Origin of the sequence: Clostridium ljungdahlii (genome assembly GCF_001636845.1) — a bacterium.
Taxonomy (GTDB): Bacteria; Bacillota; Clostridia; order Clostridiales; family Clostridiaceae; genus Clostridium_B; species Clostridium_B ljungdahlii_A.
Window position 1 is genome coordinate 275,835 of the sequence record NZ_LITT01000023.1, and the last position, 25,283, is coordinate 301,117.

The 25,283-nt window shown below is 30.9% G+C and carries 23 protein-coding genes and 2 riboswitches; of the genes, 16 read left to right on the forward strand and 7 right to left on the reverse strand.

Annotated features, from left to right (window positions below):
* Nucleotides 1-389: 389 nt before the first annotated feature.
* The 6 genes from galU to WY13_RS10980 all read right to left on the reverse strand — a co-directional run bounded on the left by galU (nt 390) and on the right by WY13_RS10980 (nt 6,466).
* Entirely contained in the window at nt 390-1,259 is an 870-nt protein-coding gene (gene galU / locus WY13_RS10955) for a UTP--glucose-1-phosphate uridylyltransferase GalU (RefSeq protein ID WP_063555692.1), read from the reverse strand.
* Nucleotides 1,249-2,898 (reverse strand): glycosyltransferase 87 family protein, encoded by a 1,650-nt coding sequence (locus WY13_RS10960; RefSeq protein ID WP_063555693.1) that lies wholly within the window; start codon nt 2,896-2,898, stop codon nt 1,249-1,251. Before WY13_RS10960 ends, galU begins: the two co-directional genes overlap by 11 nt.
* A gap of 153 nt (nt 2,899-3,051) precedes the next feature.
* Nucleotides 3,052-3,954, reverse strand: a complete 903-nt coding sequence (locus tag WY13_RS10965) for a sensor histidine kinase (protein ID WP_063555694.1) — start codon at nt 3,952-3,954, stop codon at nt 3,052-3,054.
* 73 nt (nt 3,955-4,027) lie between these two features.
* A complete protein-coding gene (locus WY13_RS10970; RefSeq protein WP_063555695.1) occupies nt 4,028-4,768 on the reverse strand; it encodes an ABC transporter permease subunit in 741 nt (246 codons plus the stop codon).
* Complete coding sequence (locus WY13_RS10975) at nt 4,761-5,684, reverse strand: ATP-binding cassette domain-containing protein (RefSeq protein WP_063555696.1); 924 nt, start codon at nt 5,682-5,684, stop codon at nt 4,761-4,763. Before WY13_RS10975 ends, WY13_RS10970 begins: the two co-directional genes overlap by 8 nt.
* 86 nt (nt 5,685-5,770) lie before the next feature.
* A complete protein-coding gene (locus WY13_RS10980; protein WP_063555697.1) occupies nt 5,771-6,466 on the reverse strand; it encodes a response regulator transcription factor in 696 nt (231 codons plus the stop codon).
* Between the two features lie 115 nt (nt 6,467-6,581).
* Nucleotides 6,582-6,686: riboswitch (SAM riboswitch) on the forward strand.
* Nucleotides 6,687-6,765: 79 nt separating this feature from the next.
* On the opposite strand from WY13_RS10980, the gene WY13_RS10985 reads away from it, so the two are divergent.
* From WY13_RS10985 to WY13_RS11005, 5 genes are all read left to right on the forward strand, one after another.
* Nucleotides 6,766-7,722, forward strand: a complete 957-nt coding sequence (locus WY13_RS10985) for a methionine ABC transporter ATP-binding protein (protein WP_063555698.1) — start codon at nt 6,766-6,768, stop codon at nt 7,720-7,722.
* 2 nt (nt 7,723-7,724) lie between these two features.
* Nucleotides 7,725-8,381, forward strand: coding sequence for a methionine ABC transporter permease (locus WY13_RS10990; RefSeq protein ID WP_063555699.1), 657 nt, complete (start codon nt 7,725-7,727; stop codon nt 8,379-8,381).
* A 456-nt stretch (nt 8,382-8,837) separates the two neighbouring features.
* Nucleotides 8,838-9,224 (forward strand): GntR family transcriptional regulator, encoded by a 387-nt coding sequence (locus WY13_RS10995; RefSeq protein ID WP_063555700.1) that lies wholly within the window; start codon nt 8,838-8,840, stop codon nt 9,222-9,224.
* Nucleotides 9,225-9,249: 25 nt separating this feature from the next.
* Nucleotides 9,250-10,386, forward strand: a complete 1,137-nt coding sequence (locus WY13_RS11000) for a DUF1648 domain-containing protein (RefSeq protein WP_063555701.1) — start codon at nt 9,250-9,252, stop codon at nt 10,384-10,386.
* 542 nt (nt 10,387-10,928) lie between these two features.
* Entirely contained in the window at nt 10,929-12,113 is a 1,185-nt protein-coding gene (locus WY13_RS11005; RefSeq protein WP_063555702.1) for a pyridoxal phosphate-dependent aminotransferase, read from the forward strand.
* Nucleotides 12,114-12,656: 543 nt separating this feature from the next.
* Here WY13_RS11005 and WY13_RS11010 read toward each other — a convergent pair.
* Nucleotides 12,657-13,418 (reverse strand): LysM peptidoglycan-binding domain-containing protein, encoded by a 762-nt coding sequence (locus WY13_RS11010; protein WP_063555703.1) that lies wholly within the window; start codon nt 13,416-13,418, stop codon nt 12,657-12,659.
* A gap of 7 nt (nt 13,419-13,425) precedes the next feature.
* A riboswitch (cyclic di-AMP (ydaO/yuaA leader) is annotated at nt 13,426-13,563 on the reverse strand.
* A gap of 506 nt (nt 13,564-14,069) precedes the next feature.
* Here WY13_RS11010 and WY13_RS11015 point away from each other — a divergent pair.
* The 11 genes from WY13_RS11015 (at nt 14,070) to WY13_RS11065 (ending at nt 25,219) form a co-directional block, all read left to right on the forward strand.
* Nucleotides 14,070-15,233, forward strand: coding sequence for a DUF116 domain-containing protein (locus WY13_RS11015; RefSeq protein WP_063555704.1), 1,164 nt, complete (start codon nt 14,070-14,072; stop codon nt 15,231-15,233).
* Nucleotides 15,234-15,581: 348 nt separating this feature from the next.
* Nucleotides 15,582-15,944 carry a DUF2089 domain-containing protein gene (locus WY13_RS11020; RefSeq protein ID WP_063555705.1) on the forward strand — a complete coding sequence of 121 codons (363 nt, stop codon included), beginning with the start codon at nt 15,582-15,584 and terminating at the stop codon, nt 15,942-15,944.
* Between the two features lie 25 nt (nt 15,945-15,969).
* A complete protein-coding gene (locus WY13_RS11025; RefSeq protein ID WP_063555706.1) occupies nt 15,970-16,359 on the forward strand; it encodes an SHOCT-like domain-containing protein in 390 nt (129 codons plus the stop codon).
* Between the two features lie 12 nt (nt 16,360-16,371).
* Entirely contained in the window at nt 16,372-16,623 is a 252-nt protein-coding gene (locus tag WY13_RS11030) for a hypothetical protein (RefSeq protein WP_063555707.1), read from the forward strand.
* 225 nt (nt 16,624-16,848) lie between these two features.
* Entirely contained in the window at nt 16,849-17,172 is a 324-nt protein-coding gene (locus WY13_RS11035) for an MFS transporter (RefSeq protein ID WP_063555708.1), read from the forward strand.
* Nucleotides 17,173-17,285: 113 nt separating this feature from the next.
* Nucleotides 17,286-17,837 carry a hypothetical protein gene (locus tag WY13_RS11040; RefSeq protein ID WP_063555709.1) on the forward strand — a complete coding sequence of 184 codons (552 nt, stop codon included), beginning with the start codon at nt 17,286-17,288 and terminating at the stop codon, nt 17,835-17,837.
* A 332-nt stretch (nt 17,838-18,169) separates the two neighbouring features.
* Nucleotides 18,170-19,573, forward strand: a complete 1,404-nt coding sequence (locus WY13_RS11045) for an amino acid permease (RefSeq protein WP_063555710.1) — start codon at nt 18,170-18,172, stop codon at nt 19,571-19,573.
* Between the two features lie 56 nt (nt 19,574-19,629).
* Complete coding sequence (locus tag WY13_RS11050) at nt 19,630-21,039, forward strand: amino acid permease (protein ID WP_063555711.1); 1,410 nt, start codon at nt 19,630-19,632, stop codon at nt 21,037-21,039.
* A 237-nt stretch (nt 21,040-21,276) separates the two neighbouring features.
* Complete coding sequence (locus tag WY13_RS11055; protein WP_063555712.1) at nt 21,277-22,989, forward strand: methyl-accepting chemotaxis protein; 1,713 nt, start codon at nt 21,277-21,279, stop codon at nt 22,987-22,989.
* 329 nt (nt 22,990-23,318) lie between these two features.
* A complete protein-coding gene (locus WY13_RS11060; protein WP_063555713.1) occupies nt 23,319-24,257 on the forward strand; it encodes a sensor histidine kinase in 939 nt (312 codons plus the stop codon).
* Between the two features lie 89 nt (nt 24,258-24,346).
* A complete protein-coding gene (locus WY13_RS11065) occupies nt 24,347-25,219 on the forward strand; it encodes a tRNA 2-thiocytidine biosynthesis TtcA family protein (RefSeq protein WP_063555714.1) in 873 nt (290 codons plus the stop codon).
* Nucleotides 25,220-25,283 lie beyond the last annotated feature (64 nt).

A 25,283-nucleotide genomic window follows, 5' to 3' on the forward strand; every position in this document is an offset into this window, starting at 1 on the left:
ACAAATACGTTAAATATTTTGATAAGTCTAACCAAAAAATTTTGAAAACCTAAAACCTTTTGAAAACTCGTACCTCAGACAATTCAAAAGGTCTAAGTTTTTCTAAAATTTTTTACTAAGACTTATATGCGAAATATTTAAATGTGTTTGTTTATTGTAAAATATTTCTACGCATAAGTTTATTTTTAAGTTAGAAACTAAACTTTACAGCTTGAAAATTAAGACAAATTTGCACATATCAATAGATTATTAGTAACTCAATTTTTGTTTTTACCTCATTGCCACTTTTGAAAGGACCAATTCTTAGGTATAATGTTTTTATCAATTTTAGTGTCATGAAATTTGTCAGCATATTTTGGTATGACTTGAAATTTCTACTTAGAACTTTCCTACAGAGCAGTTTTAATTGTGGATAAGTATTCTAAAAGCTCACCTTTTAAGGCATTATTTTTCAGTGCATAGTGTATATTTGCCTGAAGAAAACCAAATTTATCTCCTGCATCATATCTTTGACCTTCAAAACAATATCCATATATTGCTTCAGTTTTTACAAGCTCTTTTAGGGCATCTGTTAGCTGTATTTCTCCTTTTTTATCTGGCTTGGTCTTTTCAAGCATTTCAAATATTTTTGGGGTTATAATATATCTTCCTAGAATAGCAATGTTTGAAGGAGTTTTCTGGGCTGTTGGTTTTTCTACCATATCTTTGACTTTAAAAATTCCCTTTTCAACTTCAATGCCACTTATAATACCGTATTTTGATATAGCTTCTTCCTTTACAGGTTGAACACCTAAAATAGAAGTATTATAGTTATTATAGCAATCTATAAGTTGCTTGAGACAGGGTGTTTTGCTGTCAACTATATCATCACCTAACATAACTGCAAAAGGTTCATCTTCTACAAAATTTTTAGCAAGACTTATAGCATGACCTAATCCCTTAGGTTCCTTTTGTCTTGTATAATATATATTTACCATGTTGGATATATTTTGAACTAACTTTAATAAAGTGGTTTTATTATCCTTTTTAAGTTGATCTTCAAGCTCTACGGACCTGTCAAAATGATCCTCAATAGATTTCTTGTTTTTGCCAGTTATTATTAATATTTCTTCAATTCCAGAAGATACAGCTTCTTCAACTATATATTGAATTGTTGGTTTATCTACTATAGGCAGCATTTCTTTAGGTTGAGCTTTTGTAGCAGGAAGAAATCTTGTACCTAGTCCTGCAGCAGGAATTATTGCTTTTTTAATTTTCATGATTTACACGTCCTTCCATCTTCAACATTAAATCTATTAATATTTTCATAAGATATATAAACAAAATTATATTCAGAAAAGAAATACCGCCTGTTATTAAACTGTGAGAATCTGAACTCATTCCTCTTGAACCACTAAACAAAATATAATAAATATTAGTGTAAACTGTTATAGTATATCCTACTGCTAGGGTTAATAGTCTTTTATCTTTTAGGTATATAAAGCTTATAACTGATAAGGCAGCAGCTGGAAACAAGTATCTTTCATGCATTCCTGTGGAAAATGTGAAAACACCTGAAATTTGAACGAGTGCTGCAGCAAAGACAAACATCCTGTTTTTATTCTTTGCATATAAGTACCAGCAAGATAAAGTAATTGCAGTAATTGCAATCATTCCCCAAATCTGATAGTTAAATATAAAAAACACTTCTGAATTCTTTTTGTAATTTGCTCCAATTAAATTAAAAAAGTTAAATCCATTTACAGAAGCATAAGGGTACTCTGATATGGTTTTTGAATATAATTTAAATATCCACAGGGCATTTTGGTTGTAGGAAAAAGGTAGTATTATAACTAAAGCTGTGATGATACCAGAAACTATTGACTTTACAAATGTTTTTGGATTTCGTTCCCGTACTAGTTCAAATAATAGTACCGGCAAAAATATAATTCCCTGAGGTTTCATAAGCACTGCGCAGGTAAAAGCTATAGATGACAGGATTGTCTTTCCTTCCGATAACAAAAACAGTGACAGTACTATTATTAGTGTAAAGAAAGAATCTACTTGTCCCCAAAGCGCAGAGTCTATAAAAGTAACTGGGTTAAAGATGTAAAATGCACTAAGGAGAATACTAAACTCTAGTGATAAATACTTTTTGGCTATTTTATATATAAAGTAAGCTGTAACTACATCAGCTATAATTGATGGAAGCTTTAAAAGTAAGGTGTAATATGGATTAATTGAACTTATACTTGCAATCTTACCAATTAAAAATAGTACATACATATATAAAGGTGGATAGTCACCAGATCTTGCATTTGTATAAAATTGAGAAAAGTTATTTGCTGCAGTTGATGCCCAATCTCTAAATAAATTTATATCGCCGCCATAGCCTTCCATAACTGTAGATAATGAAATTCTTAAAAATAATCCTATACACAATAATGAAAAAATCAGTATTTTTGTATTGTTTTTATTTATTTTTAAATTTTTACGAGTTATAAAGTAGAAAGCTCCAGCACATAAAATTAAAAATGCTATTAAATATAAGGTTAAAAAAGGAGCATATTTGCTTTTTGTAGATGAAAAGCCTCCTCTCATATCTCCACCAGGCATTTGATGCGTATCATTTTCAGACCTCTTATTGCTAGCTCTGCCAAAATTCATATTACTATTTGGACGTTTTTGAATGTCCTTTTTTTGACCGTATCTGCTTCCATTTGAAAATTTAGCATCATTTTCTGGACCAGTCATATTTCTGTAAGTTTTATTATCACTAAATTTCTGTACGTTGGTTTTGGATGTAATATTATTTGATTTGTAATTTTTTATACTGTAAATACAAAGAAATACGGATAGTAATATTAGAAAAATAAGACCTATCTTAAATAAATTCTTTTTTAGAAACATTGCCATTATTTTACTCCCCTCTCTTAGAAGTTAAATATATTCTGGCTCATGAAACTTAAAATAGGCTTAAAAAAATATAAATTTTGTGAATAAAATTCTCAAAGTAATGTAGAATATAAGGATTTATTGGAAGGGTGCGAGTCCCCTTACATCAGATTTAAATTAAGAAATTTTCCACTTTATAATGATACTTAGTTTGTTGTCTTTAAAATTAGCAGTAATGCTGTGTCCCATCTGTTCAACTAAAGCTTTTGTTATGGCAAGACCCAATCCAGTGTTTTTGCCTGTTCTCGTCCGATCTCCTGTAAAAAATCTTTCAAATAGGTGATCTATATCGTCTGGTTTTAAGTTATTAGCGTTATTTGCAAATGTAGTTACAATGCAATTTCCATCTTTTTTTAGAGATACGGAAATAAACTTGTCACCGTGTTTTAAAGCATTTTGGATGAGATTTGAAAATACACGTCTTATTGCATTTTCATCTCCTATAATTCCAGGTGCGCTTTCATCAATTTCAATTAAAGGTTCAACTCCCTTGCTTGTAAAATCGTTGTAAAAAGATGCTATTAGTTCACAGAGTATATTTGAAAGTGAGATAGATTCTAATTCAAAAGCATATTCATTAGCTTCAAGTCTTGATAGGTCAAAAAAACCTGCTATAAGCATTTTTAAAGATTTTGCACGGTTTAGTATGATGTCCATATATTCATTTTTTTCATCCTTTGATAGGTTATCACTTTTTATAAGTTGAATATATCCTATAATGGAGGTAAGAGGAGTACGCAGGTCATGGGAAATATTTGCTATAGCTTGCCTGAGTTCCATATCCATATGTTTGTACTTTACTTCTGTCTGCTGCTTTTTGTCTATATTTCTATTTATTTCCCGGGCTAAATTTCGAAGACTGCGGTTTTGAAAGGACAATGTAACTTTTTGATTTGTATCTATGTCGTTTATTTTTTTCAAGTTTCCAGTTATATGTTTGATTTCACTTCTTGTAAGAAAAAGCAGGGTGATACTTATACCTGCTAAAATTCCTAATAAAATTATGATAAACAAGTACATAAATATCACCCTTTCAACTTATTTTATACGATAGTTCTCATCCTCTTAAGCAAATTCCACCTGAGTCTAAGGATCACTTTATTTCCATCTTTCTAAATATTATAATACCTATTATAGTAAAAATAATAGTATATGCAAATCCCAGTCCTGCAGAGTGGAGCATTTGCAGTGAAGTTAAGTTTGGATTTTTTATTGGAGTTAGTGCACTTATGTTAGTAGTAATTAAAAGGTTGTAAATTCCATAAAATTTATTGGATACAAGTGCACAAAGCAATTTTATAAAATTGCCCATTAAAGCAAATATAGCTGCATAAGTATAGGCAAATGCATATTGATTTTTTAAAATAAAGCTGAGGAATACACCAAAACTAATTGCAGCTATATAAAGCGGTATGGCGCATAAAATCCTTAATGATAAGTTTATTAAAATTGCAGGGCTTAAATTTCCGGGTTTAAGAAATAAAAAGGTGCTTCCTACAAAAAAAATTAATACCAATAAGCAGGTTATAAAAGACATAATTATAGGAATAATTACTTTTGAAATATATAGTTTTTTTCTTGATAAGCCTGAAACCATTACATTTCTTAAGGTTTTATCCTTTAATTCTTCTGTGACATCAATATACATCATAACTAGAAAAACTACTGCAGGAAGGCAGCTCATAGCCATATACATAGATTCCAAAGCTGTGACCCTAGGGCCTGCAAATAGTGCATTTGCGATCATTGATAGTAAAGCTAAGACTAATATGGTAATTTTATAAAAAGGTCTATTTAAACCTTTGTAAAGTTCAGCTTTTATATAATTAAGCATTGATGCCACCTCCAATTAAATCCATGAAATAATTTTCTAGATTTGCAGATGTCTTACTTATGGAATATACTTTAATGCCATTTTTTATAAAAGCTTCACTTACCATTTCAGGCTTATCCAGGTATTTAAAAATCTTAATTTCGTTCTCAGGAAGCACTTGATAGGAAGTACAGTTTAAATTCTTTTCAAGTATAAGAGAAGCATGAGCTGCATCGTCTACTTTTACCGACAAATATTCTCTGCATTTTTCCTCTAAGTCATTTGCGGAAATTTGTTCTATGAGTTTCCCATTATCTATAAAGCCATAAGTGGTGGCAAGCTGAGAAAGTTCCCCTAAAATGTGGCTCGAAATTAATATAGTTGTATTTTTTTCTCTATTTAATTTTTTTAATATATCTCTGAACATCACTATACCAACAGGATCAAGACCATTTATAGGTTCGTCTAAAATTAAAAAATCTGGACTTGCAATTAAAGCTAGGGCCAGGCCAAGACGCTGCTTCATGCCAAGAGAATAATGTTTGAATTTTTTATTACCTGCATCTGAAAGGCCTACTGTATTAAGCATTTTATCCACACAGTCTTTTTCAGGAATTCCTTTTTGGATTCTATAGTATTCAAGATTTTTTTTGCCTGAGAGATAAGGAAAAAAGCTGGGTGTTTCTATTATGCACCCTGTTCTCATTCGCTCTTTGTTTAATTCGTCTTTACTGGTTTTTGAAAATAATTCTATTTCACCGTTATCTTGCAAAGAAAGACCTGTTATTATTCTCATAAGGGTTGTCTTGCCAGCGCCATTTCTGCCTACAAGACCGTATATGTCACCTTTACTTATTTTAATATTTACATTATCAAGTGCCTTGTGGTTTTTGTATTTTTTAGTAAGATTTTTTGTATGAAGCACTAAATTATTCATGATATCAACCTCCGTTTTCTTGTTGATTTTATATTAAAACAAAATCAGCAAGATACACTAAAGAAAAACTTAAGAAATCATTAAGTTTAATCTTTCATCTTAAAACCTATTCCCCAAACGGTATGTATGTATTCTGTGTCCGGATCAATATTGGCCATTTTAGAGCGAAGGTTGCTCATATGCACATTTATGGTGTTATCATCGCTTATAAATTTATCTTTCCATACATGTTCAAATAAATTAGTTTTTGTAAATACTTTTTTAGGGTAAGACATTAGAAGTTCTAATATACAAAATTCCCTTATAGTTAATATCACCTCCTGAGAATTTATAAAAACTTTGTGATTTTCCCGATCTAAGGTCATATTCTTATAGGTTAATATGTTTTGTTTTTCATTTGAGTTTGAAAATATCATATATCTTCTAAGTTGGGAACAAACTCTTGCCAGCACTTCTTCTACATCGAAAGGTTTTGATATGAAATCATCTGCGCCTAGTTTTAAGACTTCAATTTTTGTTTCTTGAGCTGTTTTTGCAGATATTACAATGACAGGCATAGTTTTAACCTTTCGTATTTTTTCTATAAGCTTTTCGCCTGTAATGCCAGGAAGCATCAAGTCAAGTAAAACTAGCTGAAAGTCATATTTTTCAATGCACATTTCAGCTTCAGTACCTGAAAATGCCCCACGTACATTATAATTGTTTTTTTCTAGTATTCTGCATAATAACTTATTTATATCTGTATCATCTTCTACTACTAAAATGTCTATATTTTTGTTCATAGTTATTCCTCCAGAGTTTTTGAGTTAAGACAATTATAACATTTTTAGATAGGATGTATTGACATAATAAATGGTCACGGCTATAATTAAAAGCATAAATTAAATATAAATCTTGAACTTATCAAGAGTGATTGAGGGAACGGGCCCTATGAAATCCAGCAACCAGTACATTATGTGTATAATGGTGCTAAATCCTGCAGCGAAAGCTGAAAGATGAGAGAAATTTTGAGTTAACCAAGTCTGAGATTTTTCTCGGGCTTTTATTTTTTCTTAAAATTGATATGGGAGGTTAAAGAATATTGATAGATATTAATAATGTAGGCAAAAGTTTTAACAATAAAAGTGTGCTGAAAAGTATAAATCTTCATATACAAGAAGGTGAAATATTTGGAATAGTTGGTCACAGCGGTGCTGGAAAATCTACACTTTTAAGATGTTTGAATGGTCTTGAAAGCTATGACACAGGAAGCATAAAGGTAATGGGTAAAGAAGTAAAGGACTTAAAAGGTAAAGAAATAAGGACTTTTAGAAAAAACTTGGGAATGATATTTCAAAATTTTAATTTATTAAACAGAAAAAATGTATATGATAATATCTCACTTCCACTTGAAGTCTGGGGATTAGAAAAAAGTAAAATAAAAACAAGGGTAAAGGAATTGTTAAATTTAGTAGGCCTTAGCGATAAAGCAAAGAGCATGCCATCTGAATTAAGTGGTGGGCAAAAACAAAGAGTAGCTATTGCAAGAGCCTTGGCACTAAATCCAAGTATACTCCTTTGTGACGAAGCTACATCTGCCCTTGACCCAAATACTACCAAGTCAATACTTGAGCTTTTGAGAAAAATAAACAATGAATTTAAAATAACAATAGTAGTGGTAACCCATCAAATGGAAGTTATAAAAGAAATATGCAGTAAAATCGCCATTATTGATGAAGGTGAAATCAAAACTTCTGGAAATGTAGAAGAAATATTTTTAAAACCAGGGAAAAATCTAAAGAAGCTGCTTGGAAATGATAGTTTACTTCCAGATGAAGGTATAAACATAAGAATATTCTTTCCTAAGGAAATAAGCCAGGACAATTTAATAACCTCTATGGCTATAGATTTGAATATAAAATTTTCTATAGTATGGGGAAAACTTGAAAGATTCCGCAGTGATGTTTTAGGAAGCTTGGTTATAAATGTAAATGATAAAGACAAGGAAGGTATATGCAATTATCTTTCTTCAAAAAATGTTAACTGGGAGGTAGAGTAAACATGGGATTTAGTGAAACATTTCAGGAAATACTACTTCCTGCTATTGGACAAACGTTTTATATGGTTATAGTTTCTACAATACTTGCAGTAATTATAGGATTCATACCTGCTATTTTGCTAGTTGTAACTGAACCTGGTGGATTAAAGCCTAATAAAGTAGTCTACAAGATATTGGATGCAGTAGTAAATTTATTGAGATCATTTCCTTTTATAATACTTATGATAGCAATCTTTCCTTTTACAAAGCTTATTGTCGGAAAAACCATAGGTACTACAGCAGCAATAGTTCCTATTACAATAGCAGCTGCACCTTTTGCATCGAGAGTAATTGAATCTTCACTTAAAGAGATAGATCCGGGAATAATAGAAGCTGCAAAATCTTTTGGCGCAAGTAATATGCAGATAATATTTAAAGTTATGATTAAAGAAGCACTTCCATCTATAGTGCTTGGTATAACACTTACTGTAATAAGTGTAGTTGGATGCTCAGCTATGGCAGGTACAGTAGGCGGAGGTGGACTTGGAGATGTGGCAGTAAAGTATGGATATTACAGATTTCAGACTGACATAATGGTATACACTGTAATAATACTAATAATTTTTGTACAGGCACTTCAAACTATAGGAAATCTTATATATAAAAAGCTTAACAAATGATTATTTGTTTGGTAAAGTAATTATTGTAACGGACTAGGAGTAATTGTAGACTAAAATGTTTTTAAAAAGTTCAAAGTTTAAATATCAAAGTTCAAATAATGATGATTTCTTTCGTACCTCAGAAAATCTATAATTTTAATATTTCCGACGTTAGGAGGAAAAGTATCATTATCTGTTATTTATTCTTTGTTATTTGTTCTTTAGTAATAAATTAAAAAGGTTATTGTGTAATGAACAAGAATGTATTATACAATAGCTTTTATTTTTTTGTATATGATTTGTTTAGTTGAGCTTTGCTTCAATGGTGCTGCATTTTAGATTTTCTATAGTGTTAGCATAGGAAAATCATCTATAACTTTCAACTCTTAATTCTCCACAAAAAAATGTAAAAAAACTATTGCACATGTTTTCTATTTGTTATATATTATATATAACAAATAGAAAAGGAGGGACGCCATGTTAGTACAAATAGATTTTGAATCGGAAATGCCTATATATGAACAGCTTAGGAGGCAGATAATAGAAGGAATAGCTTCTGGTAATCTGAAATTAGGAGAGAGCCTTCCTTCTGTAAGACAACTGGCAGAAGATATTGGAATAAATCTTCATACAGTAAACAAAGCATATAATGCGTTAAAAGCAGATGGTTACTTGAATGTAGATAGGAGGACAGGGGCTGTAGTAAGTGGAACATTTCCTGAAAGTACGGAGGAGTTCGACAAAAAACTCAAGGAAGAATTTACTTACTTGATATGTGAAGCTCATTTAAGGGGAAAAAAAATAGAGGATATTTTGAATCTGTGTTCTGATATATTTAAAAAATGTATTAAAATAGATGAATGAGTTATTATAAGGTGGGTGAAGTTAAATGAAAGATAATTTGTTTATGTGTATATATTTATTTTTTATTTTTGTAATAATACTTGTAATTAATATGTTAACTCCTAAATTTACGAGAAAGGAGATTGTCTTTGGGGTGAGAATTCCTGAAGATAAGATTGATTCAGATGAAATTAAGTATATAGAAGCAAAATTTGTAAAGAATAATTTAATTATAGGAATTCCCTTTATTATTTTATTTAGTGTGTTAAATTATAGTTTTTTAAATGTAGGTATGATTTTGTTTACTACTTTTGCATTTACATTTATAATTTTTCTAATATATCTTATATCAAACAGGGCTATGAAAAATCTTAAATTACAAAAGTCATGGTTTCAAGGCAAAAAACAGGTTGTAACTGTAGACACTAGTTTTTCTAGAAGCAAAAGCAATATGCTTGTGTCAGCTTGGTTTTTCTTAATACCTGCAGCTATTATTATAGTAAATATAATTTTAGGCTATATGAATTATGACTCTCTACCTTATAAAGTCCCTACACACTGGGATTTTTCCGGTAATGTAACAGGATATCAATTTAAATCCAGGTTTCTAATTTGGGAAATGCCAATTACTCAGATTTTTACTACTTTTATGTTTTTTATAATCTACAAGGGAATAGGATGGTCAAAACAGCAGATTAGTTCTATAGATCCAGAAGCATCCATAAAGAAAAATAGTATATTTAGAAGAAGTTGGTCCATGTATATGGTTATCTTTGCTGTAATGACCAATCTTTTACTAACCGTTGCTACTGTTCAGAGATTTAGAGTATTTAATGTGAGTAATACTTTTTCGAATATTATAATATTAGCTTTTGCATTAGTTACAATTTTAAGCAGTATAGTTTTAGCTTTTAAGATTGGACAGGGAGGAAGTAATATAAAGTTTAAAAATGATGGTGAAGAAAAAGGCAAACCTGATTTTGGAGATAAAGACGATGATAAATGCTGGGTACTGGGCAATACTATATATTATAATAAGAATGATCCATCCTTATTTGTGGAAAAAAGGTTTGGCATAGGCTGGACGATAAATGCAGGCAGACCACTTGGAATGGCCGTGTATATAGGAATTATTGTGATTATAATTGTAACTATAGCTTTTGCCGTATCTAGTGGAAAGTAACAATTAGCTTTATAGGAATTCTAAGTAAAAAGCCTTATACTTCGGATATTTTTTACAACCACAAGCTCGGTTAAATATTTTGATAAGTCTAAGTAAAAAATTTAAAAAAAATACTGAGAACTTTTGAAAACTCGTACCTCATACAATTCAAAAGTTCTAAGTTTTTTATAGATTTTCCACTAAGACTTATATACAAAGTTTTTAAATGTACTTGTTTATTGTAAAAATATGCCTGCGTATAAGTTGTTTTTTAAGTTAGATAATCTATAGAGGAGAGATTTTAATTGAAAATTATTATTATATACTTTGGAATAAGTTGACTTTAAAACTAGAAATTACTTAAAGTTTCACATTTACAAGTTGATGTGTTAAAATATTTTATATAAGTGTATTATAAATGAATTTCAGTATGGTAGGCTAATTGAAGCTCTATACAAGCATTTTAAATGTGAAACTGAAATTTGTCACTACATACTTTGTATAAGTTAACTTTCAATTTGGGGAATCTATAATTACCAATTGAAGAAAAGGGGGCAATTTCTATGATATCCAATAAAATGAAAGAGCATGTATCTAAAAGTTCTATAATAAGAGCTATGTTTGAAGAAGGAAAGAGACTAGCTTCAATTTATGGGGAAGAAAATGTATTTGACTTTAGTTTGGGAAATCCAAATGTAGAACCACCTGAGGCTATAAAAAAGGCTGTAAATGAAATAATGTCTGAGGAATCTCCAAATATGGTTCATGGTTATATGAGCAATTCAGGTTATGAGGATGTAAGGGCTAAAATTGCAGAAAACATAAATAAAAAATACAATTTGAAGCTTACTGAAAATAATTTGGTAATGACCTGTGGTGCAGCAGGGGGACTTAATATAATTTTCAAAACTCTTTTGAATCCAGGAGATGAAGTTATTACATTTTCACCCTTCTTTGGGGAGTATGAGAATTATGTAGATAATTTTGGAGGGAAGCTTGTAATAGTACCTTCAAATACAGAAACTTTTGAGCCAGATTTAAATGCATTGGAGCAATCTATAAATGCTAAAACAAAGGCAATAATCATAAATTCACCAAATAATCCTACAGGAATAATTTATTCGGAAAAGCTTATTAAAGATTTATCACAGCTTTTGGACAAGAAACAGGAACAACTTAGTACCAGTATATACTTAATTTCAGATGAACCCTACAGAGAAATAGCTTATGATGGAGTAAAGGTTCCATACATATTGAATTATTATAGAAATTCTATTGTAGGCTATTCTTATAGCAAATCCCTTTCGCTTCCGGGTGAAAGAATAGGATATGTAGTTTGCAGTAGTGATATGGATGATTTTGAAGATGTGATGCCTGCCCTTAATGTGGCAAATAGAATTTTAGGTTTTGTAAATGCACCGTCATTATTTCAAAGAGTAATTGCAAAATGTTTGGATTCAAGCGTAGATATGAATATATATAAGAAGAATAGGGATTTACTATACAATCATCTTGTTAAAATAGGATTTTCTTGTGTTAAGCCTGAAGGTGCCTTTTATTTATTCCCTAAGTCATTAATTGCTGATGACGTTGAATTTGCAAAGGAAGCAAAGAAATTTAACCTACTAATAGTTCCAGGTTCATCCTTTAAATGTCCTGGTTACTTTAGACTTTCTTATTGTATTTCTTATGATAAAATAGAGAAATCTTTAGACAGTTTTGATAAACTTGCAAAGAAGTACCTTTAAATATAGCTCCTAAATAAAAATAAACTTATGCTGTGAATAATACTCCTACGCATAAGCTTATTTTTTAGTTAAAAGCTATATGTAAATCGTTAATTCTAGAACTTAGTCCTTCTAAATTGCTAATTGGGTTTTAAATTTTACCATTTATATTATAGATCATAAAGTTTAAAGTTAAATCTATAATTACTTAAAATTGCTTATTATAAATCTCGGATGGATTTATAACTTTAGCATTTAAATCAAGTTGGCAATTTGGATAAGTTTAATTGTAGAGTTAACTATCTATAAGGTATCCTAGTTTGAAATTTGAACTTATACCCGAAAATAATGCTGACAAAATTGAAGCACACTTAAAAACTTTTTTTATAAGTCTTAGTGAGGTATTTTAGAAAATCTTAGAAGCTTATATATGTCTGAGGTACGAGTTTATATAAGCTTCTTTAGATTTTCAAAATACCGAACTTTAGACTTATAAAAAGTTTTTAGTATGATGAAATTTGTCAGCATATGAACTGGTATATGTCAACTTTCAATCTAGAAATTCTAATATGTGAATACCAGTTTCCCAACTCTTAAAGCAATAGGCTTTGACCAGAGCCAACTATTTGTAGTGGAATCATCAAAATAATAAATAGCCCCTTTTGTTGGATCAGAACCATATAATGCTTCTAAAGTAGCCTTTCTAGAACTATCAGAAGCAGGTTTGTTTATCCATCCATTTAATACTGGAGTAAATTGATAATATCCATTGGATACTTGGTATATTACACCTTTTAGTGTAGATGGAAACTGAGGACTTTGAACTCTATTTATAACTGAAGCAGCTACGGCTACTTTAGCTGTATAAGGTTCGCTTTCTGCTTCAGCAGTTACAAGTCTTGCGAGCAAGTCTACCTCACTATCTGTACAGGAAATTATATATTTTGGAGATGTTGTCCCATTAAAAACATAACCTGCAGGAATATTTAGTACTTGTCCAGGGTAGATATAACTGCTTACATTACTATTGGCAGCAATTAAAGTGTTAACAGATATGCCAAATTTTTTTGCTATCAAGTAAAGTGTGTCGGAGGCTTGTACAGTATAGGTCTTTGAATTAACATATAGAGCCTGACCTGGATATATGCTATTTCCACTCAAACCATTATCATTAGTAATTGTAGTTGCATTTGTTTTAAATAATACCCCTATTTTAAATAGGGAGTCACCAGGTTTTACAGTGTAACTAGCTGCATGTACTTGGGTAAAAGATAATGCACACAGAAATGCGGCAAATAACATTGTCCTGATTTTTTTAAAATTCATAAATATAGATCCCCCTTAATTTTGCCTGCGAGGTTAGTTGACGGGTTCGGGATTGGGATACCCCTACTTTTTAGTAAAAAAGATTCACCCCAAAAAAATAATTATCCCCCACATCTCATTCCTGAGATTTAGGCTTGTCTATGTTTGCTATTCTAACAGTATTTCCAGAGTATATCCATATTAAATAGATGGGAATATTGACATAAATTTTCAATTTTCCACTATCAATTGTCAACTTCTTTGAAACATAACTCAACTTTCGCAGTTTAAAAATATTACGTCGCAATATTTTTGAGAGGACAGAGGACAATTGACAGAGGACAGTGAAGGATGATTTTTCTCCGCTGCACTACGAAAAATCTTTAATTAAATTTTTAATGACTTATTTCGCTAAAGCGAAATATTGTTGGCTTATATAAATTTGAAGCTTTTTTGCATTATTAAAACAAGTCTAAAAAATAAATTAGTTTTCTGACATAAGGAAGAAAACTTACCTTCACTGTCCTCTGTCCTCTAAAGAATGCTTCGCAAAATTTTTATATTAAGTCAAAATTTTATATGTGCCAAAGTTGATAATATAACTTCTCGTTGATAAAATTGATAATATAGTTATATAATAAAAATTCAAATATGATTAAATAGGAGAATATTATGGAAAATTGTATAACCTATTTTCTTAGAGATAAATCTAAAAATTCAAATGAATACTACAAGCGTATATCAAATTTCTCAAATGAAGTCATGGAAAAAATTGAAATCGAAGCAAATAACATAATCGAAGATTTTATAAATTTTATTAAGAATAATAGCATAGAAGAACTTAGGAGTAGAGAAGAATATGAACTTGAATTCTTAATCATTGGAGTTTTATGGAGAACCTATATAGCACAAGCTTTAAAGGCTGATAGACTGTCCTTGAATGTTTTAAAATTTCTATTTAATTTGAGAACAAAATCAAAATTTTTAAGGAGAAGTGCCGACAATTTAAGGGGAAGGCTTGCCTGTAAATATCTTTTAAAGAAAGAAGCAGAGCCTTCTTCTGTGTCTTATGATGAAAGTAACTTTGAAAAATTACTACTTTGGCTGACTGCTTCAGGGGAATTCAAGTATGAATGCAGGAGAATGAACACATGGCTGCTGTTTTTAAAAAATAGCAGTGAAGAATATATTATAAAAGTAAACAAGTGTGCCTTTAAAATATCACTGTGGTTTGAAAAAAGATCTATGGAGGTACTTGGAGTATATACTCCAAATGTACAGAAATTTTTAAACACCAACTATAGGTACTATGGAATAAGAGAGGATAATGTTTTATGTGGTAGGAAGGAAGTTGAGTACCATCTAAATATGGTGGGAGCAGAGATATTAAGCAAGGCATTTAGAAAGTTATTTGTTAAGACAAAGGAAAGAAAAGTACTTCTTCCTGCTTGCATTTGCTTAAAACCGGAAGGGGTATGCAAGAGAAAAAAGGCCAAAGATGGTTTCTTGTGTGGAAATTGTTCTAAAAGCTGCAGGGTAAATGGGTTTACGAAACTGGGCAAATCCCATAACTTTCAGGTTCTAATTGTTCCCCACGAAACTGATGCCTTTTCAAATGCAAAAAATATTAAATATGGAGATGTGGGTGTTGTAGGCGTGGCTTGCGTACTCAACCTAATAGAAGGTGGGCTAAAGGCTAGAAACTTAAACCTTGTCCCACAATGTGTTATCCTTGATTATTGCGGATGCAAAAGTCATTGGGATAGCAATGGAATACAGACGGATGTCAACTGCAAAAAGTTATTTGAAATTTTGCAAATTGCCGAAAACATGTGATGTTCCTTATATAAAGCTATCAGGCTCTGCTGCTTTTAGATTTTTTATTAATAGCATTATTTGCTATAAATAAAGATAAAATTAGGGCAATAACAAGAACGAAAGTTTCAATTGTAAAAGCGTGCTTTACTCCGAATACTAAACTTAAAGCTTGACTCCTTGCATCAGATGGATTGCCTGCAGCAAATAAGTTAATTTCTAAGTTAGAAAGCTTATAATTTAATTTTACAAATATAAAACTTAATAATATTAATATATAAATAAATCAATATTAATATATTTAATATTAATATTGATTTATTTAATCTATGGTAGTATATTATAGACATGGAAAAGGAGAGTGGTAATTTGACATATAAAATTATTAGCAAATGTCCTGTTTGTTCTTCTAAACTTTTAATTTCAAAGATAAAATGTCCTAAATGTAATACCGTAATTGAAAATGATTTTGAAATGTCAAAGTTTGAATATCTTACAGACAGCCAACTGAAATTTATAGAAGTTTTCTTAAAAAACAGAGGGAACATAAAGGATGTGGAAAAAGAACTTGGAATATCCTACCCTACTGTGAGGGCAAAACTAGATGAGGTCATAACAGCACTTGGATATAATGTTACAAAAACCAACACTGTGGATAAAAAGAAAGTAGTAGATATGCTTGATAAAGGTGAAATAACTGCAGATCAGGCTATTAAAATGTTGAATGAATAAATATATTGAAAAGGAGAAATAAAAAATGAATGAGGAAATATCAAAGATTTTGAAGATGGTGGAAGAAGGAAAAATTACCTCTGACAAAGCTCAGGAACTTATTGAAGCGCTAAACGATAAAAATACTTCTCTGGACGTTTGCAGCAATGCTTCAAGTGATGCTGATATTATAAATAAAATGCTTAAAATAAAAGTTATTTCTCATGATGGAGATAATGTAAATGTGAATTTACCTATTAGATTTGTAAAAACCATGCTTAAAACTATAGGAAAAATTCCTATACCAGAAAGTGCAAAATGTATGGAAAATTTGGATTTGAGTGTTATTGCAGATGCAATAAACAATGGACTTTCAGGAAAGATAGTAGATGTAAAAAGTGCAAATGGTGACATAGTGGAAGTTAGCATAGAGTAAAGGAGAAAACTTATGAGAGTTCACATCAAGTCAGGTAAAATTAGATTTGTAATACCATGTCCTATAGCACTTGTAAAGTTTGGACTTTCTATTGCAGGATCTTCCTTTATACAAAAGTATATTCCTGAGAAAGATAAAAGATATGTAAATATGATTGATTTTAAGAAACTTTCAAAATGTATGGATATTTTAAAAGAATACAGAGGATTAAAACTTGTTGAGGTAAAATCCAAAGATGGCAGCTATGTTGCCATAATTGTATAAAGAAAATTCATAATATTTTAAATATTATATTAATTAAGTAGGCGATAGAAATGAAAAATAATAAAAATTTACTATTTTATATGTTAGGAAGGTTTATGTCTTATATTGGTACAGGAATACAACAAGTAGCAATACCGCTGTATATATTGGACATAACTCATTCTGGAATTATGATGGGTATATTCCTTACATCCAGCTTCAGTAAAATATTTTGGAGGACACGACTTGAAATTATTTGTAATTTTGGGCATTGTAACATTTTTAATAGGGTTATCTAATTCAGGAATCAATACTCCTATGAGTGTAAATTTACAAAAGATGGTTCCAAATGAAATGCGTTCAAGGTTTTTTGCAATATTAGGTATATTCTGTCAGGGGGCTATCCCTTTAGGGGCAATTATATATGGCTTTGTTTTAGATAAATTTCCTTACTATTATATACTTTTTACCATAGTACTAACATTTTCTCTTGTAACTGCAATTTTTATGATAAAGGCAGTTCCAGAAGCTTATGAACCTGAGACACCAAAAAATCTTGAGAAAGCATGATAGAAATGATGTAGCAGAATTGAATATTTTTAATACTATATAGTATACAAACTTTTAATTCGTAGTTGAAGCCCTTTGTTTTTATGCTACATAAAAACAAAGGAGGTGTTATTTTGAAAAAAGAATATTCTCATTCTAAATTCCATGATATTGAATTAAAAGATTGTAAATATTTAGGACAAGGCCACAGCGGCAGAGTTTATCTTATGCCAAATGGAAAAGTCCTTAAAATATTTAAAAGCTCAACTAGCTGCAAAGCTGAATTTGATATATTAAAATCCGTAGAAGGAAGTCCACATTTTCCCAAGGCTTATAAATTGGGAGATCATTATATGATAAGAGAATATGTAGGTGGAATAAATGTGTATGATTATATAAAGAAATATGGATTGAACAGATCCTTTGTACTAAAGGTAGTAGATTTAGTTGATCATATGAAAAAACTAGGATTTACAAAATTAGAAGTTAGATTTCCACACCTATTTGTTCAAGAAGATGGTACGCTCATGATGATAGACCCGAGAAAAAGTTATGAAGAATATATACCCTATCCTAAGTCCTTTTCTAGGAAACTAAAAAAGATGGGACTTCTAGGCAAGTTTATACAGATATTGGAAGAAGAAGGAAAAGGTTTGAAATGGATAAAATATATTAAAGATAAGTAGAAAATGAGAGAGATTGCAGTTAAAATTGATTAACTGCAATCCTTTATATTTAAAATGATTTTTTATAATGTATTTTAAATAAATATGAATAAAATTTTGTATTAATTTAAAATAAATTGTTTTTAAAATGAATGATTTATTGTAATAATATGCATTTTATATTGAAAGTAGGAATTTTATAAGGTATAATGAATAATGTATAAATTATGCAAGGGCATGTAGGTTTGAGTAATTACACCAACTGCATGCCCTTTTGCAATATGGCATATTTTTATGTATTTCATAAAAATAAATGAAATTTATACTTTAAACATTAATAAGGGGGGCATTTTATGAACATTTTTAAGAAAAAGTCGCTTGAACAACTTAAAGATAGTGTAAGAAAAACAGGGTTAAAGAAGAATCTTAAAGCAACAGATATAGCGGCTTTGGGAATTGGGGCTGTTGTTGGAGTAGGAATTTTTGTAGCAACTGGTGAGGGAGCTCATGCAGCTGGTCCAGGAATCATACTTTCATTTTTCTTATGTGGAATAGTAGCTTGTCTTTGTGGCTTATGTTATTGTGAGCTTGCTACCATGTTTCCGGTAGCAGGAAGTACCTATTCTTATGCTTATATAGCATTTGGAGAATTTGTGGCAATGGTTATTGGATGGTGTTTAACTGCTGAATATTTAGTTGCAGTTAGTGCAGTTGCGTCTGGGTGGTCTGGAACTTTTAGAGGTATTTTGCAAAATGCAGGGGTTACACTGCCTCATGCCATTAGTGCATCTCCAGCTAAGGGCGGAATAATAGATTTGCCAGCTGTTTTTATAATACTAGTATTAGCTTGTCTTTTGTACTATGGAATGCAGGAAAGTGCAAAAGTTAATAATATTATCGTTGGTGTGAAAGTATTTGTAATACTCTTATTTATTTTCCTTGGAGTATCTCATATAAAGCCATCTAATTATGTACCTTTTATGCCTTTTGGATGGAAAGGGGTTTTTACGGGGGCAAGTACAGTGTTTTTCTCATATATAGGATTTGATTCTATTTCAACTGCAGCAGAGGAAGCTAGAAACCCTAAAAAAGATGTATCACGCGGAATTATAATGTGTCTTATAGTAGTTAGTATACTTTATATTTCCGTTGCAGTTGTACTTACTGGAATGGTTCCATTTAATAAAATAGTTTCAGAAAATGCTGTACCTGCTGCACTTGCAAGGGTTGGCATTAACTGGGGATCGGCACTTGTAGGCGTTGGAGCTATTCTTGGAATGATTTCCACTATGATAGCTATGCTTTATGGTCAGATTAGAATATTTATGGTTATGTCTAGAGATGGATTACTTCCTAAAGCATTTTCAAAAATTCACAGCGTACATAAAACTCCGTATATTTCTACCATATTGACAGGTATTATAGCTGCTATAATAGCTGGACTATTACCTCTTGATATTATTGTAGAGTTTTTGAGTATAGGTACATTGCTGAGTTTTGTAGTGGTATCAATAGGCGTTATTTATTTGAGAAAGGCAATGCCTGATATAGAAAGAAAGTTTAAATGTCCAGGAGTGCCTTTTACACCTGTAATAACTGTATTGTGCTGTCTTGTACTTTTGGCATCAATGCGTGCAATAACCTGGATAGGATTTTGTGTATGGCTTGCTATAGGTATAGTATTTTACTTTACTTATGGAAGAACTCATAGTGTTGTTCAAAATGAAAATTTGGACGAGAGTTCCCACAGCGCATAATTAAAAATTAATACCTATTTACATTGCATTTTAAATGCACAAGGATGTGGAAATTTATGAATATCTTAAAAAAGAAACCTATTGATCAATTGATGGATAGTGTAAAAAAAACAGATTTAAAGAGAAATCTTAAGGCGAGAGATATAGCAGCACTTGGAATTGGGGCTGTTGTAGGAGTTGGAATTTTTGTAGCAACCGGAGAGGGAGCCCATGCAGCCGGACCTGCGATTATAGTCTCATTTATTTTAGCTGGTATAGTGGCTTGCCTATGCGGTCTGTGCTACTGTGAACTTGTAACTATGTTTCCAGTAGCAGGAAGTACCTATTCTTATGCTTATATAGCATTCGGAGAATTTGTTGCAATGATTATTGGATGGTGTTTAACTGCTGAATATTCAGTTGCAGCTAGTGCAGTTGCATCTGGATGGTCTGGAACTTTTAGGGGTATTTTGCAATCTGTGGGAATTACACTTCCCCAGGCAATTAGTGCATCTCCATCTAAAGGTGGGATAATAGATTTGCCGGCTGTTCTTATAATATTAATTTTAACAGCGCTTCTATGTTATGGAATGAGTGAAAGCGCAAAAGTAAATGATATTATTGTTGGTGTGAAAATATTTATAATACTTCTTTTTATTATTTTAGGAGTATCACATATACATATAGCTAATTATAAACCTTTTATGCCTTATAGTTGGAAAGGCGTTTTTACAGGAGCAAGTACAGTGTTTTTCTCTTTTTTAGGATTTGATGCAATTGCTACATCTGCAGAAGAAGCAGAAGATCCTAAAAAAGGTGTATCAAGAGGAATTATACTATGTCTTATGGTTGTTTGTTTCCTTTACGTTTCAGTAGCAGCGGTGCTTACGGGAATTGTACCTTATAAAGATATAATTTCAGAAAATGCTCTGCCTGCTGCACTTCAAAGAATCCGAATAAACTGGGGATCAGCTCTTGTAGGAGTTGGGGCCATTCTTGGAATGATTTCCACCATGATTGCTGTTTTATATGGACAAGTTAGGGTATTTATGGCTATGTCTAGAGATGGATTAATTCCTGAGGCTTTTTGCAAGATACATAGAACCCATAAAACTCCATACATTGCTACAATAATAGCAGGTAGTATAGCTGCTGCTATAGCAGGCTTTTTACCTCTTGATATTATTATGGAATTTGTAAGTATAGGTACCTTATTAAGCTTTATGCTTGTGTCTGCTGGAGTTATATATCTTAGAAAAGCTATGCCAGAAATTGAAAGAAGATTTAAATGTCCGGGAGTACCCTTTACGCCTATAGTAACTATATTGTGTTGTCTGGCTCTTTTAGTATCAATGCGTGCAGTAACCTGGATAGGATTTTGCGTATGGCTTGTTATAGGTATAGTAGTGTACTTTACTTATGGAAGATTCCACAGCGTTGTTCAAAAAGAGGAACCAAAAGTCTTTCGTCAATTAAATAGTAAGTAATTAACAAATTAGAAAAGCCTGCGGCTGCTGTCAAAAGTACCGTAGGCTCTTTTATTTGTAAGTTAAATGGTTAAAATTAAGAAGTGTACAATTAACATGAAATAAAGGAAACAAAACAATTACAACTCCATTATATTAATATAAACTTAATGCAAAAATTTCGATATATTTCGATATATTATGATATAATTAGATAAATAATATCAGTATTCATCATATAAATGGGAGGATTATTACATGAAATGGTTTTCAAATATAAAAATTTTGAGAAAATTGCTGACATCATTTATCATCGTATCAGTATTTACAGGAATAGTTGGAATGATCGCTATTGTCAAGATGGGAAAAGTAAACGGAAACTTAAACAATATATATAATGTAGATTTAAAGGGGACAAACATTCTTCAAGAATTAAAAACAAATTTAATGGCCATTAGGGGAGATATGCTTATTATTATTGACCCTAAAAGCAAGAATGACTTAAAAAGCGTAACAAGTGAAATTAGTAGTTTGAAAAATCAAAATAATCAGCTTGAATCAAGTTATAAGGCTACTATTGTAAATGCACAAGATAGACAGTTGTTTAGTCAATTTGAGCAATACTTAGTAGATTGGAGAACTTCTCGTGAAAATGTTATTAATTTGGCTCAAGAAGGAAATTATGAAGCTGCAAAGGAGCAATTCACTGAGTCTGAAACTTATAGAGTGAAAATGATTACAATACTTAATAAAGATATGGATTTAAATACGAAAACCGCTGAAACTGATTATGAAGACAGTATTAGTCAGTATAAGTCTTCCTTTAGTATGATGGTTATTGGAATCATTATAAGTATGATTTGTTCTATTTTACTTGGATTTATTGTTGCAAAAGATATTAATAAACCAATTTTAAAAATTAAGAAATTTGCAAATGAATTTGCTGAATTTGATTTTTCTTCACCTATAGAAATGTCCAGAAAAGATGAATTAGGAGAAGCTGCCTTGGAACTTAACAAAGGTCAAAAGAATATAACTGATTTAATTAGAACAATTATGTCAAGTTCTGATGAAATGAGCAGTTCTAGTGAAGAATTGTCTGCAACTGCAGAGCAGCTTTCAGCAAAGTCTGAAGATATGGATAACTCAGTAAAAGTTGTAGTAGGAAATATACAGGAAACAAGTGCGGCATTTGAGGAGATAACTGCATCTGTAGAAGAAGTAGATTCAAGTGTAAATGAATTGTCTGCAAAAGCTGTAGATGGAAGTGGTAAAGCAAATGAATCCAAAAAAAATGCTGTTGCTGTACAAAGTAAAGGAAAAACAGCTATAGAAACAACACAGGAATTATATAAGCAAAAGAGAGAGAATATGATAAAAGCCATTGAAGATGGGAAAGTAGTAGAACAAATAATAGAAATGGCAGATGCTATTGCAGGAATAGCGGATCAAACCAATTTACTTGCACTTAATGCAGCCATAGAGGCAGCCAGTGCAGGTGAGCATGGAAAAGGTTTTGCAGTAGTGGCAGAAGAAGTAAGGGAACTTGCGGAACAATCTGCGGAATCAGTTGCAGGCATTCAAGAGACTATTGTAAAAGTACAGGATGCATTTAAAAATCTTTCTGCAAGTGGCCAGCAGGTATTGGCATTTATCAATGAAAAGGTAAATCCAGAATTTAAAGCATTTGGTAATATGGGAAAGCAATATTATGATGATTCTGAATTTGTAAGTAAGATGTCGGAAGAAATAGCTGCTATGTCTGAGCAACTTACTGCTATTATAGGACAGGTAAATGAAACAGCACAAAGTGTAGCATCTAGTGCACAAAGATCTTCAGAAAGTTCAAATTCAATACAGCAGAGCATTGAGGAAAATGTAAAAGCTGTAAACCAGATAGCTATTACAGCACAAAATCAAGCAGAAATAGCTCAGAGCCTAAACGAATTAGTTCAGAAATTTAAAATTTAAATGAAAAAGGAAGTCAGTTCCACTTGGCGGAAGATGGAACTGACTTCTTTAATTGTGAGTTAATTTCGTATGTAGGAAGATATTATTATTCTTTGTAAAAATAATACATAAAAATTAAAAAATTACATAAATTTTCTGCTTAGGCTGTTTCTTTTTAATTTTATAGGTGATATAATTAGCATAAATGGTATTTTTTCTACTATAATTAAGAATAGTTTCTCATAAAAGTTCATATAGTACAATAATTGTTAATATAATTTATATATACATTTAACAAAGTTAATGTAATAAAATGTAATTATTAATTATATGGAAACGGGTGGAGATTTATGAAGAATTTTAATGAAGACGATGAAATTAATGAAAATGAGCTAAAAAATTTAATTATGATGAATTATACTCTAAGCTTGGAAAGAGAAATAGAGAAACTTAAAAATGATGCGAAAAAAAATAATGAGAAATTAAATGAAGGTCAGGAACTCAATAAAAAAATTTTGCAGTTCATATATGGCTTATTTCATGAACTTAAGACACCTTTGAATGTTATTTTTTCTGCATCACAGGTAATGTCATTGTGTACGGAATATAAAAACGGAGGTACTTTAGAGAAACAGAGTCAGTATCTTAAAATAATCAAGCAAAATTGTTATAGACTTATGCGTCTTATAAATAACTTACAGGATTTAAGCAAATTGGATTCAGGATTTGCCAAATTGGAGCTGCACAACAGAAATATTGTAAGTTTTGTTGAAGATATTACTTTATCTTTAATTCCTTATGCTAAAGGGAAAGGCATAAATTTGATTTTTGATACCAATGAAGAAGAGAAGATTATGGCTTTAGATTACAATAAAATAGAGAGAATTATTCTAAATTTACTTTCAAATGCAATTAAATTTACACCTGAAAAAGGTACTATATGTATAGGGGTTGAAGACAAAGACGATAATGTATATATAAGTGTCAAAGATACGGGTATAGGAATACCTGAGGACAAGTTTAAATTTATATTTGAGAAATTCAAGCAGTGTGATAAATCACCCATAAATGGCAAAGCGGGAAGCGGCATAGGACTTTATCTTGTAAAATGTTTTGCTGAGATGCATGGAGGTAAAGTTAGTGTAAAGAGTGCTGTAGGACAGGGAAGTACATTTACTGTAAAGCTTCCTGTTAAAGTCATAGAAGAAAAATTCAATAAGATGATTTACAGCGAAAATATGGATGAACAGCTCAGCATAGAGTTTTCAGATATATGTCCTAAAATTTAACAAGGCAGCTTTTGATTCCACACTATAGAAATGTTTATTTTACAAATTATAAATGTTATAATTGTTGTGGTAAAAAAGGCGGTGATAGTATGGATGAAATTGCAGGAACTGGATGTGACATATTAGTTCCTTTTAATGAAAGAAAGCCCTTAAAAGAGATAGAACATAGTATTACAAAAAGATATAGAAAGCATATATGGTCTAAATTTGTAAGGGCAATAAGTGAGTTTAAACTGGTAGAAGAAGGAGATAAAGTTGCAGTAGCAGTGTCTGGTGGAAAAGACAGCTTGACTATGGCTAAATTGTTTCAGGAGCTTCAAAAACATTGGAAAGTAAATTTTGAATTAGAATTTATTGCTATGGACCCAGGATATCATAAAGATATAAAAAAGCTTTTAGTCAGTAATTGTGAGTATCTAAATATTCCAGTGCACATTTTTGAGTCCGGTATATTTAATGTAGTAGATAATATTGCAAAAGATTATCCTTGTTATATGTGTGCAAAAATGCGCAGGGGTGCACTGTATTCTAAAGCAAAAGAACTTGGCTGCAATAAGCTTGCACTTGGGCATCACTTTAATGATGTTATAGAAACAACTCTTTTAAATATATTCTATTCGGGAAGCTTTAAAACCATGATGCCAAAGCTAAGATCTCAAAATTATGAAGGAATAGAACTTATAAGACCTCTTTATTATGTAGAAGAATCTTACATTGAACGTTTCATACAATCAAGTGGTATATGGCCTCTCAATTGTGCCTGTATGGTTGCAGCAAAAAGAATAGGAAATAAGCGTTATGAAATTAAGGATATGATAAAGAAGTTGAAAAAGGATTTTAATAAGGACATAGATAAATTAATTTTCCATGCCACTGAAAATGTAAATATAGATTCTATATTAGGCTGGGAAAAAGATGGAGAAAAACATTCATTTATAGAATCTTATGAAAGAAATAGTTAATAACTGAAAGACGAAAATTAAAAAAATTGTCAATTGTGAACTGTGCATTGTAAATTGTGAATTG